Annotated in this window: 9 protein-coding genes; 4 read left to right on the top strand and 5 right to left on the bottom strand. The window is 43.7% G+C overall.

Annotation, left to right across the window (positions count from 1 at the left end):
* Positions 1-433 precede the first annotated feature (433 nt).
* Positions 434-1,306, top strand: a complete 873-nt coding sequence (locus ACM0OZ_RS35585) for an NAD(P)-dependent oxidoreductase (protein ID WP_414587550.1) — start codon at positions 434-436, stop codon at positions 1,304-1,306.
* Here ACM0OZ_RS35585 and ACM0OZ_RS35580 read toward each other — a convergent pair.
* Positions 1,289-3,064 (bottom strand): NACHT domain-containing protein, encoded by a 1,776-nt coding sequence (locus ACM0OZ_RS35580; protein ID WP_414587549.1) that lies wholly within the window; start codon positions 3,062-3,064, stop codon positions 1,289-1,291. The genes ACM0OZ_RS35585 and ACM0OZ_RS35580 overlap by 18 nt on opposite strands.
* Before the next feature lie 212 nt (positions 3,065-3,276).
* Here ACM0OZ_RS35580 and ACM0OZ_RS35575 point away from each other — a divergent pair, with 212 nt between their 5' ends.
* From ACM0OZ_RS35575 to ACM0OZ_RS35565, 3 genes are all read left to right on the top strand, one after another.
* Positions 3,277-3,894, top strand: coding sequence for a hypothetical protein (locus ACM0OZ_RS35575; RefSeq protein WP_414587548.1), 618 nt, complete (start codon positions 3,277-3,279; stop codon positions 3,892-3,894).
* Between the two features lie 405 nt (positions 3,895-4,299).
* On the top strand, positions 4,300-5,070 hold the full coding sequence (locus ACM0OZ_RS35570; protein WP_414587547.1) for an RES domain-containing protein: 771 nt from the start codon (positions 4,300-4,302) through the stop codon (positions 5,068-5,070).
* A 98-nt stretch (positions 5,071-5,168) separates the two neighbouring features.
* Positions 5,169-6,089, top strand: coding sequence for a hypothetical protein (locus ACM0OZ_RS35565; RefSeq protein WP_414587546.1), 921 nt, complete (start codon positions 5,169-5,171; stop codon positions 6,087-6,089).
* A gap of 367 nt (positions 6,090-6,456) precedes the next feature.
* Here ACM0OZ_RS35565 and ACM0OZ_RS35560 read toward each other — a convergent pair whose 3' ends face one another.
* The 4 genes from ACM0OZ_RS35560 to thiO all read right to left on the bottom strand — a co-directional run.
* Positions 6,457-8,610 (bottom strand): tetratricopeptide repeat protein, encoded by a 2,154-nt coding sequence (locus ACM0OZ_RS35560; protein ID WP_414587545.1) that lies wholly within the window; start codon positions 8,608-8,610, stop codon positions 6,457-6,459.
* Between the two features lie 364 nt (positions 8,611-8,974).
* Entirely contained in the window at positions 8,975-9,154 is a 180-nt protein-coding gene (gene psb34, locus ACM0OZ_RS35555; protein WP_041041496.1) for a photosystem II assembly protein Psb34, read from the bottom strand.
* Positions 9,155-9,515: 361 nt separating this feature from the next.
* A complete protein-coding gene (locus ACM0OZ_RS35550; protein WP_414587544.1) occupies positions 9,516-11,027 on the bottom strand; it encodes a group II intron reverse transcriptase/maturase in 1,512 nt (503 codons plus the stop codon).
* A 527-nt stretch (positions 11,028-11,554) separates the two neighbouring features.
* Positions 11,555-13,251 (bottom strand): glycine oxidase ThiO (thiO, locus tag ACM0OZ_RS35545; RefSeq protein WP_414587543.1); only part of this gene is annotated, 1,697 nt, incomplete at its 5' end.

Genomic DNA, 13,251 nt, shown 5'->3' with positions numbered 1-13,251 from the left:
TCATGACCTTTTCATGTTAGTAGTGCTACTGGTTCCGGGAATTCTACTTTCGGTGCTGATTATGGTGACTTTTGCGGCTGGAGGTTAAGGAAAGAATCAAGAGTCAAGAGAGAAGAATCAAGAAAGAAAATGACCAACAAAGAACTCAGAACACAGTTGTCAGAACAGCGCAATTTTTTAGAAACACAGGTTGATATCCTTACAATTGTGTACAGCTGGGTTCTGAGTAGAGGTTACAAGTCCCTAATTTTAATTAGGTCAACAAGAAAAATTCTTTCTTAAATCCTCCGGGTAGAGTCTGTGGGGACGAAGGTGTGTTCTGCGTTCTGCGTTCTGTGTTCTTCTTAATCTTGTTTCTTCTCTCGGTGCTTTGTTTTAAAGAATGAAAATCAAACAATTCAAAAGCGATCGCAAACCCAAGGGAAGGTGAAAAATGAAGGTGGCATTTCTGGGGACTGGATTGATGGGACTGCCAATGGCGCAAAGGTTGTTAGAGGCAAATGTAGAAGTTATTGCTTATAACCGCACCCCAGAAAAATTAGAACCACTCAAAGCAGCTGGTGCGGAAGTCGTCACACGCCCCTACCAAGCAATTAATGCTGCTGAGTGTACTATTCTCATGCTAAGTAACGCTGCAGCCATATACAGTGTTTTGCTTTCGGACAGGTCTTGGCAAGCTGTCGCCGGACGCAGCATTATTCAAATGGGAACAATTACTCCCACAGAAAGTAAAGAAATCAGAGATGCAGTGGTTGCTGCTGGTGGCGAGTATATAGAAGCACCTGTTTTGGGTAGCACTCCAGAAGTCAAAGATGGCAAACTGATTGTGATGGTAGGCGCACACCAAGAACAATATCAACGCCACCTAGAATTATTCCAACATTTTAGTCCAGAACCTCTACTTGTAGGTCCTGTAGGAACTGCGGCGGCGCTGAAACTGGCGTTAAATCAACTCATTGCTTCCATGACAACAGCTTTTGCCCTGAGTGTTGGTTTTGCCCAGCGTCAAGGTGTTAGCGTAGATCTGTTCATGTACATTCTGCGCCAGAGTGCGCTTTACGCACCGACTTTCGACAAAAAGTTGCAGCGGATGCTTGAGAGCAATTATGCTAATCCCAACTTTTCGACAAAACACTTGATGAAAGATATAGATTTGTTTATCGATGAGGCAAAATCTACAAGTTTAAATCTCTCAGGCATTGAGGGTGTACGGGACATTATAGACACGGCAATGAAAATGTCATTGTCTGATGCTGATTACTCATCAATATTTTCTGCGATTAATTCATCAACTGACGGCGCTTGAACCTGTCTTTGGCAGTAGCAAGGCATCCTCAATCAACTGTCGCACTTGGTGAGAGACGTAACAATCACTGTTGAGGCAATCAATGAGCAACTTTTTAGCCTCCTCATACTGCTTTTCATCGCTTGCCAGAGTGTCGAGTTGGCGTTTCATCAACTGCAATAAGTCGTCTGCATTTGGCAACATCTCCACTGCTAGCAAAAAGACTTCTCGCCAGCGTTTCTCAGCCATATGGCGCACAAGATTTTGCAAAGCTGCGTCAGCTTGATGAGGTGGGCTAGCAACAATTTTTTTGGCAGCAAAGTATTCTTGAAAGATGATATGGGAAAAGGAGTAAATGCCTCTTGCCCGCTCAACCAGTAAACCATGCTGAGCTTCAATAGACTTCAAAATATCTTCGCTGTCAACTTGAAGTGTTTCTAAAAAGGTGCTACCCTCAGGTAATGTATGGATATTATGGGAAATCCGTGGATCAATGCCGAGTTGCTTGAAAAAATACTCGCCACGTTCAAAGGTAGTCCAAGCAATTTGGCTTAGCAAGTCTTCTTTATGCTGCCGGGATTGTTTGTAAACTTGATTTCGCTCAATACCGCGTTTAGCATCCCATTTTTTCAGTAATAAATCTAGCCCTTCTTCATAAAGCTGACAACGATTCGCTGCAAAGTCTGTTTCCTCAAACACCAGACACAAAAGGCTCAGCAGTAAGGGATTAGTCGCGAGTTCTTTGAGCGGCTGATGTTCTTGCAGCTTTTGCACAAACCGTTGTCCTTTGACCGCATCTTGACCTTGAAACCATTTTGCGGCAAAGCTAACAATTTGTTCGTCATCAAAATCAGCAACTTCCACTTCGGTGAACTGTTCAAAAGTATATTCCTGTGCTGCAATCCGACAGGTTATCACTATAGAATTGGCAAAAAACCGTGTTGCAACAGCGCGAATTTCCTGCAACACTCGGTGAAGGTCGGCTTGTCTGACTTCATCCAAGCCATCGAGTAAAAGTATCGCTCGCCCTTGACTCAGCAGTGTTTGAATTGCTTGGGGTTCAACAACTCCACATTCCTCAAATTGTGCTGTCATGTAGTCCAACAAGCTTGGTTGTTCCCTAGTCTCAGCAAATTCCTTGAGGCTGATAAAAATTGGGACAGCTTCGCCTCGAAATTCACCCAAGTTACACTCAATTGCTAGCCATTTCAAAAACGTGGTTTTGCCGGAACCTGGTTTTCCCCAAATCATCAGCTTGTCGTAGCGTTTTACTGCTTCGAGTCCTGTCACCCGTTTTTCGTAAATGTTGCTTAAGTCAAAACGCTCAAACTGCTGCTGACAACAATCATGCAATTGAGCAATCGAAAGCCGCCTGCGTCCAGTCACTCGCTCCAAAACGTTGACATGAGTGTAAATGGCATCCAACCTAATCGGCTGCTCTTGATTGAGCAGTCGCATTATACCACAACGCCTTGCAATACTGTTATGAATTTTTTCTCGTACAGTTTTTACGAGACTTTCTATCTCAGAAGTACTTGCTGCATCATCTGCAGGGAGTGAGGAAACACTCGCAATCTCATCCCATTCGAGTCCTAACTTTTCGCAGATTGTGACAAAAATGTAGCGGTCAACTGCTTTCCCTTGGAAAAACTTGCTCACTGGCTGACGGCTAATACTCAGTTCCTCTGCCAACGCCTGTTGCGTTAATGAATTACGGATCAGCGCAGCCTGTGCTTTTTTCATTCCTTCAGGAGATGCCTGAAGCGATCGTCTGGTCATTATACTCCATAATAAATATTTTGATAGTGATATGAGCTATTTTCCCAATCAAAAATTTATAAGTCATACAGAATTCATACATAAATCATTCATTACTCTTACCCTAACTCATTCAGGAACATACAATACTGGAGTTGTAGTTACTTGACATCTCTTACATGAATTGAGTTTATAGCATGGCAAATTGTGAGAATGTCAATCGAGGTGAAATTATGAGTACGATTAATGTAACAATAGATGCTCCTTATGAAAGAGACGTAATGCAACAAGCCCTCGAAAGAATAGCAAGGGGATTTCAGGATTATCTGAATTCACTACATCCTGATGAAATTGAAAACTTAGCCGAACAACTGCAAACGACTTATAAAACCTCAAAGTATTCCAAAGCTGAAACTGACTTTGCTGCTAAGCTTGGAGCAAATAAAATCAGTAACCAAGAGCGAGGAAGATTAGAATTTGCTGCCCTTACCAGGAATTTTAAGTGGAGACAAGAGTTACTCAGGGATTCGTTAAGTGCACCGCAAGTGGCGGAAATGCTTAATACAACGCGTCAGACACCCCATGATCGTTTGAAAAAGAACAGCTTAGTTGCAGTTCAAGACAATGGAGTTTGGAAATTTCCCACTTGGCAATTCGATCCACAAGGACCAGATGGCGTGATTGCTGGATTACCAGATGTCTTGAAAGCCCTTAATGTTCCTGCTATGTCGAAAATCAGTTGGCTCACTCGACCAAACAAAGCTTTAAATGGGCTTACGCCTGTAGAAGCTTTGAAAGGCGGTCAAAAACAGGAAGTCATTGCTGAAGCACGGTGTGTCGGAGTGTTATAGCAATGTGTCAGAGTTAATTTATCAAATTGTACTAGACTCAAAAACCCGGTTGTTCGCCACAACCGGGTTTTTTCAGTTTTTATACTTAGTAAAAAAACACACAAAAATTGCGTAATTTGTAGTGAGGACTTTAGTCCTCAACTTTGAGAGCGCTAAAGCGCTCACTACAAGGCAATCAAAATTATTAATGATAAGACTACTAGGGAAACTGATTGGCTACAAAAAAATTACCGAAATTATACTGAAAAATTTTCCATAACTACACACATAATTTCCGGAATGACATGGATGCCTTGTGAATCTTCCAGTTAACAAAGCTTGGAGTTCCAAGTTTTGCAACGTCTCAAGGGTTATGGGACGTTCAGTATCCTAATTTGTTAGTCAACCATAATAGGAGTGAAAAAGGTGGTAAATATAATACTCCCACCTCCTGGCTTTAGTAAGGCAAAACCAAAATTCCATATTTTAAAGAAGGGTACGGAACTTTTAAGAATTTTCTCTCCCGAATATAATACTGCTGCTCTTACCTTTCGTTTTTGGGGTCCGCTTCATCGGTTTGACCATCATCTGGGGGAGTGCCCTTGTGTTAACTTTATACAAGAAAATGATGATTCTGCTGATGTTTGCCCTCAGGAGTCCTCTGCAGGGGAGGAGAAACTTATTTCACTAGAACAATTAGTTGATTCTGGCTGCTATAAGCCACTGAATCGAAAACCATGCAATGACCCACTACGTGGTATATACTACGTAGCGCCTGCGCCTCTACTTTCGAGCTGTCTAGTGGAAGTTTTTGGTGACGCAGGCTGTATAGAAATTACTGACCACCAGATTGCTTTGATCACGACCACAAGTCAATTAAAATTATTGGATGTACGCGGTTCTGGTGCAATGCGGGCTGGTGCTAATGACGCAACTTTAGCGAAAACAGAGAAACGTGGTTTAAGTCAAGCTTGGTCGCGCTACTTTTATGAGCAAAAAGAAATATACCCAGAAATTGAAGGGATTATTTACCGCAATGCTCATAATGATGAAGAGGCGATCGCCATTTATGAGCGTGCTAAACATCTACTCACCTGTCCACCAGAAAATGTTTTCCCCCTGAAACATGAATTGTTCCGGGGTCCAATTCTAAAAGCCGCAGAGGAAAATAATCTAGAGGTGGAGCGTTATTGGTAAGTCACTTGTGGTAGACGGGTTTCCCGACATAAGCTGCATTGGCTCACCCGAAGAGTGATTGTCCCACTCTGAAAAAACCGAGACACACAAGTAAGAGTATGGATAACAAATCCGATAATTCTGAGGCTAGTAAAAGCATAATTTCCAGGGAAGCAGTAGATTGGCTACTGCAACGCATCTTCCAAATTCCTAAAAAATGGTTAATTATTAGTATTATTCTTATCCTTATTAGTACCTGTGAAATTAGCTGGGGCAAAGAATCATCGTTTAAATTTAGAGTTACAAATACAACAGCAGTTTTCCTATCGCTGATTTGGTTACCATCTATACTTAAGATTTTTGCATTGAGTGGGGGAGCGCTGAAGACGCCTGCGGGAGAAATTGGTAGCTCAGGCATGAAGACTATGCTAGAGTCATTGACCAGTGATTCCTTAGGATTTCTCATCGAGCAGACCAAGCTAGCAGAAGATGCTGCTCCACCGCAACAGCAGCAAGAAATGCGTCAAATTCGCCAACAATGGCAGAAAGTCTACGCCTCACGGATTCCTGTATCAGAAGCACGCCAGGAAATGGAGCGTTTAGCCGAACGCTACAAGGAACTAAGAATGACAATGCCTTCGGGAGTGCAGCGAACATTTGAGATGGAATCAGTCGCTGGACGGATGCGTGCTTTAGCTCCAGAAGTAAAATATTCTATACAAGAAGTGAAAGACCTTCTGCAATCGAACGACCAAGGGAAACGATTGCTAGGACTTTCTGTTGCGGAGTGGTCTGGAGATCCAATTTATTTTGATTTGGTTTTACATTTAATTAGTCATTCAGAAACGGCTTTTGAGCAAACGATTGCATTGAGGGCAGCTCAAAAGATGGTGTCTAAGCTCGATACTGAGCAGAAGAAAAAATTGCAAGCAGCACTTATTGAACAGCGTAATTTCAATCAAGAAGAAAAGCGTTGGATTAAACCTGATTCTAATCGTTGGATATTGAGCGATCGCCTCTTATCAGCGCTTAATGAATAGATGTGACTTGCAGCATTTTGAAGTTTTCTAAAGTTGAACTACTTGTAAGTCATGATGTGCTAATGACACCTAAACCAAGGGCGATCGCTACATCCGAACTCCAGTAAAAATGGTATTTGATGAATCAGGGTAAAGTGGGCATTGCTCTGATTTTTTACACACTGTTCCCACATTTGGGTAGCAATGCCCACCCTACAAGTTACTTAATTATTTTTGAATTTTGAATTTTGAATGTTTGAGTAAGGTGGGCATTGCTCTGATTTTTTACACACTGTTCCCAGATTTGGGTAGCAATGCCCACCCTACGAGCTACGAGCTGTTCTCACATTTGGGTAGCAATGCCCACCCTACGAGCTACTAACAAAACTTACAATTTTGGCAAAATTTCTGGTAATAACTGACCAGGAACTTTAGACAAAGCCAGGTTTTGTCCCTGTATACCTAATTCATTGTGGAAAGCGCGAATCGTTTTTACCACGTAAGCAAACGTTGTTTGATAAGCCTCTGGTTGCTTGCTCAACCCATTTAAAGCTTGCAAATGATTGTCTAATGCTGCTTCTAAATGTTTAGAACGAGTTGGTTTATCAACATCGAAATACTGGTCTGTTGCTAACTGAAAATGAGCTAATCCTAGATTATTGTGAGTGGCAAACACATCAAAACTCAAAGGCATACCACTGAGTGAGTGAGCAAGAACAAGCGCTTCTTCGTATGCAGTAACGCACTGTTCTAACAACTTTTGCCGCTCCTCCTTGGAACTTTGTGCTTGATTTGCTAAGTGCCAATAAGCAGTTCCAAGATTATTTTGGGTGGCGGCGCAGGCGGGAGGAACATTCGCAGGAGTCCGATATTTCAGCGCTTCCTGGTAAGCATCAATAGCTAGGTGCAGATTTTCTGGTGGCTGTTCGTACTGTGCAATATTCCAATATGCCGTGCCGATATTGTTTTGAATCATGCCATACTTGAGCGGTTCTTCTTCAGGGCTATAATAACCAAGCGCTAGTTTGTAAGCTGCGATCGCTTTCTTAAGATGCTCAACTGGTTGATTGTATTGTGCTAAATGCCAATAAGCTGTTCCTAAATTATTCTGGCAAGCAGCATACTTTAATGGTTCCATCTCGGCTGTACGGAATTGTAGCGCTTCACTGTAAGCTATAACCGCTTGCTGCCAGTTTTCCGCAGGATTAGCAAAACGGGCTAAATCACCGTATGCTGTTCCCAGATTATTTTGTACGCGAGCGTAGGTTTCCGGGTGGCTTTCGGCTGAAATGAGCTTCAAAGCCAGATGATAAAACTCAATCCCCTGCTCTATGTAAGCTTGTCCTTCCTCAGAATTGGGTGGTGTACGGTAAAGCATCCAGTACAATGTACCCAAATCATTTAAGGTATCAGGCACGTGGGGTGAATTGTCATCATGGGTGATTGATTCTTGATAGGCAAGAATTGCCACCATGAGATTTTCTAGAGTTGACTGTCCATGCTCAATACGCAGGCGATATAAGTTTCCTAAGCGATGATAAGCGATCGCCAGATCGACGCTTGAAGCTTGTTGCGCGTGTAATTCTTCTATCTCCTCTAAAATATGCCGCACTTGCAAGTTCTGTTCATCGTCTTCACCAGCTGTCGTGTTAATCGTTGCTAAAACTAGCTCTGTTAATTCTTTGCTAATGTGAGATATGCGCTCTTGTGATGGGGTTTCGCTGGCGCTTGCTTGATCAGTGAGTTCCTCTTCAAGAGGTTTGCTTGTTAAGTTTTCTGAAGTTGACGGAGGAACTTCTTGCCCTTTGTGTCCGCGATTAACTGATATCTGTTTCGCAAAGTCAAAATCATCCGCAATCGCTGATTCTTCTAGAATCGATTGCTCAACATTGCCCAACTCTAAATTTCTAGAACTGGATAAACGTTCTGGAGAGGTTTTATTTTGAGTTGTCGGTGTGGGTTCTCCAGCAAAGACAAAAACACCTGTACGGTAACGCCAAAACTGTGGTGCTGATTGCTGAATAGCATGCAACCAAGGACGTGGAACCCACAACAGCAAGCTGGATTCAAACTTAGACAGTTGTTGCTCAGTTAAACGCAGATAGTGCAAAAATAACCGTTGTATTGCTACTGGTTGCCTAGTCAGCTGTTCAACGCCGACAATTTGAAATGCTGGTATTGGTAGCGATCGCCCTGGAGTGTCTTTTGATGTACCAACAATAGGTGGTGGATAATTAGACAACCACTGATTTATCTGAGCTATAGGATTAGGGTCGCTTAAATTCAGCCGCAACGTTACTAGTCGCGGGTATGCTGGTGTGCTGGCTTCTTGTGCATTTGATGGCTGATATAGCACTTGCCCAACAGGATAAGCCAAAGTTGAATGCAAACGTGCCGCCACCTGATTTCTCAGGTTTAAATCATCACACACCGCCAAAAAGATTTGTCGTCGTAAACCGAGACTAAGGGCAAGTTTTAGGCGGTGATACACTTGCCGATTCCAAGCAAAATTATCCGAGTGTGTAGTTTCATTTACGCTCATGGCGGCTAAAGAGCCAAAACCTAGTGGATATACCCTCTTGGGGTGCATGCAGGCAGCCTGTAAATCTGACCATGACTACGATTTTCAAGCCATTGTTGCTTTGCTCAGGATAAATCAATTCTTTGAGCTTTCAAAGAACAAATGTATAAATTATGCTCTAACAAGAAAATATTTTAAAAAATAAAAACCAGGCTCTCATAAGACTAGTACACCCCGGGCGGAAATAAAGCTACTATTCACGCGGAAGCGAAAAGCTTATGAACTAAGCATTTTGAATGCGTGAATGTCTCAATTCCAACAGAGCGGTACTAGGAGCCTGAAAAAGCGCAAAAATTAAATTTTTAATTTCTAAAACAATTTGCTATCAACTTACATTGGATACAGAAAAAGCAACAAAAATCAAGCCACCAACCAAAATCGTTGCAGTAATTCCCAGGATAATATAATTTCGCTTTTGACGCTCAGTAGGCGGTTCTGCTGTGTAAACTTTGGGTTCACGAGCAAAGTTATTCAGACGACCGCCTTCTTCTGTTGTATAGGGCATGAGTACAATTCCTTATCCCATTTATTTATTTAATGTTACAGAAGCGATATATTTGCTCTTAACAGTAGGAGACAAATCGTTACATTAGCAGAGAAGAACACAGAATGCAGAACGCAGAACTCAGAATAGAAGAGGACACGGTGACGCGGTGACAAATTCCCTGTGTGCGTCGCCGAGTCTCTCGGTCTGGCTTGTCTTGTGGAATCCTGAGTTCTTTCTTCGTCAACACTCAAGAGCGACTATGAATGATTAACTCTTGATTGTTGACTAACTTGGGTAGAGTCGAGAGGAGCTATTACGCTCCGTCCCTCTCTGTTAGATCCGGACGTGCCGCTTTCGCTGCATCCGGCTCCCGATGTTCTTACCTTGCGGTTTTGCTCGTGTGGGTGTAATCGTGGCAGCTTTCGTGTATGGCTAGAAGGTTTGATTTCTTCCAGTTGTTGTGATTTCCATCTACGTGATGTAGGTGTACTCTCTCCTCACTTAGCATTTTTAAGCCGCAGTGACCGCATGAATGGTTTTGCCGTTTTAAGGCTTTAGAGGTTTCACCGTCGTAGAGCTTGCTGTTACGTTCGCTCCAGTAGGTAATATCTCCATCGAAAGGTGATTTATCCCCTTTGACGTTGACGTGTTTGTTTTCGGAGTAAGGAACTGATGGGAACGCTTTGTCAACAAGCTTTTTGCTTGAGTAGCGGTCATTCTTGGTTTCCTTGTTGAATACCTTGAACGCTCTATATTTGATGTGGTACAGGGAGAATCTTGAACCGTCCATCTTGCAGTAGCGGTGGTAATTCCTCCATCCTCTAACCAGGGGGGCTAGTTTTTTAGCTTTTTCCTTGGAACCATAGTTCGAGTTGTTGACGATTGCTTTTACTTTCTGACGGAACGCTTTGAAGTTATCCACTGAAGGGACACATCGAAACTTTCCGTTGTTTTGCACTTTGAAGTGCCAACCGAGGAAATTAAAGCCATCTGTCGTATCGGTAATCTTGGTCTTGCGTTCGCTGACGTTCATCCCTCTTTCAGCAAGGAATTGACTAATTCTCTCAAGTATCTTCTTTTCGTCATCTTTAGGTTTGAGTATTATTACCATGTCATCTGCATACCGGATTGACTGGTGAATTGCTTCAATCCCATTGAGTGCGATGTTAGCTAATAGCGGACTGACCACCCCACCCTGAGGAGTTCCCTGTTCCGGGAACTCAGGATTTGTACCTGCCTTGAGGCAGCGGAAGATACCTCTCTTCATGCCTGCTGGGGCGATGAGGTTATCCATTATGGTGTTATGGCTTATCCTGTCAAAGCATTTTTCGATGTCGAGTTCGATAACTCGCTTATCTATTCCATTACAGCGTGAGTTTAGATTAATGAACAAGATTTTCTGTGCATCGTGCGCCGAACGTCCTGTCCTAAATCCGTAACTCCTTTCATGGAAGGTTGCTTCGTGTGCTGGTTCCAGGGCATATTTCGCAAGGCATTGCCATGCTCTATCTGCGATGGTAGGGACTTTGAGAATTCGGGTTTTTCCGTCCTTTTTGGGGATAGGTATCTCCCGTAATTTGTTATGATGCCAGTTGTGATAGTTGGTCTTGAGGTTTTCCTCAAGCGCAATGCGTTCTTCAAAGTTGAGGGACGCTTTGCCATCCACACCCGCAGTCTTTTTGCCAGCATTTAGCTGAGTTACTTGTCGGATAGCCAGTAACCTTGCTGAGGTGGATTTTAGAATCAGTTTTTGCAGTGACCGCGTTTTCCGCTTGTCGCCAGCTTGAACTGCTTTGTACACTCGCTTTTGTAGGCGGAATAGGTTTTTGCGGAATTGCTTCCACGGTAACTTGCTCCAAGATTCACTAGTTTTAACGCTGTGTCTAATCATGCTCTGGCTTCGGCTTGTGTACTCTGAACACCTCAACCCAATTACGGGTTGTCCTAACCGAATCAAGGGGGTTCTGTCACTCGTCTGACCTACTTGAGGTTCGACCTCCTCAAGACCCTTGGTTCGTTTTTCTTCGTTCCCCAGATGAGATTGTTTGTACCGTTAGGTGGAACCACTTCAACCGCCAGAACCCCTTACTCTTTTGCCGCTTATCGACTAAGTATCGGCGGGATTATCTCTGGCGTAGTCAGGGATTTTGTGTTATGCCCTGCTTCTGGATGGGTTGCTTTTTTAGGTTCTATTTTCACCTTGGGTACTCCCTGTTAGCGCCAGTGTCAACCCATAACAGTTGTCTGATTGCGCCCTGTTCCCAGCTTCGCTCTGTAGAATTCCGAGTCTACTCGGCGTGGGCAGATAAGGAGTCACTCTTGAGTTTAGAGGGTAGGGCTTTCACCTACATCCTGTCTGGAGTTCAACCATTACTGATTGGATAACTTATGTACGGACTGATTACCGTGATTCAGTTATCAGCGAATCGCACTAATCGTCCCAGTCAGCGGTGAACTAGCAATAGCATAGGTTTTGATGGGCATTCTGCCGGCAAGGTAAGCCAGACGACCGGCAACTGTTGCCAAATTCATGGCATGAGCCATTGCTGGGGCGTTTTGTGCGAGGGCGATCGCGCTATTAATCAACAAGGCATCTGCGCCCATTTCCATTGCTTGTGCTGCTTCAGAGGGCGCTCCAATGCCTGCATCTACCACCACTGGTACATTGGCATTTTCAATGATGATTTGAATATTTGCAGTTGTTTTCAATCCTTGTCCAGAACCAATCGGTGCTGCCAAAGGCATAACTGTCGCACAGCCAACTTCTTCCAAACGCTTTGCCAGCATGGGGTCAGCATTAATGTAGGGCAACACAGCAAAACCTTCTTTCACCAGTTGTTCTGCTGCTTGTAAAGTACCAATGGGGTCTGGTAGCAGATACTTCAGGTCAGGAATCACTTCTAATTTCACGAAGTTGTTATCTTCCTGTCCTAAAAGTTTTGCCATTTCCCGCCCCAGACGTGCGACGCGAATTGCCTCTTCTGCAGTTTGGCAACCTGCGGTATTCGGCAACATCCAGATTTTTGTCCAATCTAATGCTTCGGCTAAACCTTCATGTCCGGGAGCATTGGTTTGTACTCGCCGCACTGCAACAGTGACAATTTGACAACCGCTCTTCACAACGCTTTGCTGCATTTCCTCAATGCTGCGATATTTTCCAGTTCCCGTCATCAAGCGAGATTGGAAAGTTTTTCCCGCAATTTGGAGTGGTGAGTCTTCTAAAGTGCTAAGTTCTGAGTTCCTAGCTGCGGTTTCTGAATTCTGAGTTTTGAGTGTGGGGTAAGTAAGCATTGAGGTAGTAGATGACTTGGTGTGGAAGCGCGAGTAGTGAAAATGAGATAATAAAGGGTCGGAGTTTTGCTCAAGAATCAAATCGGCAAGCAATGCTCCTGTTACAGGTGCCAGAAGAATACCATTGCGGTAATGACCTGTCGCCAAGGTTAAGTTCTCACAAGGGCTGGTGCCAAGAATAGGTAATTCATCTGGGGTTGCAGGGCGAAATCCCCACCAAAATTCCTCAATAGGATAGTGCTGTATTTGAGGAAATAGACGAATGGCTCTTTGTAGTAAGGTTTGAATTCCTGCTGGCGTGTTGTGGGGGGTAAAGCCGACATCCTCAACCGTGGCACCAATAATAATTCGTCTGTCGCGCCTTGGAACGATGTAAATATCTTCCCCAAACAAAACCCGTGTCAAAGGCAGATCCGGCACAAATTCCGGTACTCTCACACTCAGCATTTGACCTTTTACAGGACGCACAGGCAGGGGAAACAATGCGTTTGACCAAGCACCAGCTGCCAAAACATAATGTTGGGCGCGAAGGACTCCAGCACTTGTTTGTACGCCAACAACTTGCCGTTGCTGCTGTTGAATGCCTTCGACTGCAATACCTTCTTTAAGTTCAACGCCAAGGGACTGAGCAGTTGCCAACAATGCTTGTGCTAATGCCCTATTGTCTACTTGTGCGTCTTCAGGATACCACCAACCTCCAACAACTTCTTCTCCCAATCCTGGCTGATATTGATGAATGACTTCCTTTTCTAGCCAGTAGGCGGGGGAAGAGGAGGATGAGGAGGATGAGGAGGATGAGGAGGATGAGGAGGATGAGGAGGATG

It is taken from the genome of Scytonema sp. PCC 10023 (assembly GCF_963920835.1).
Taxonomy (GTDB): Bacteria; Cyanobacteriota; Cyanobacteriia; order Cyanobacteriales; family Nostocaceae; genus Kalymmatonema.
This window is presented reverse-complemented; position numbering and strand designations above follow the sequence as displayed.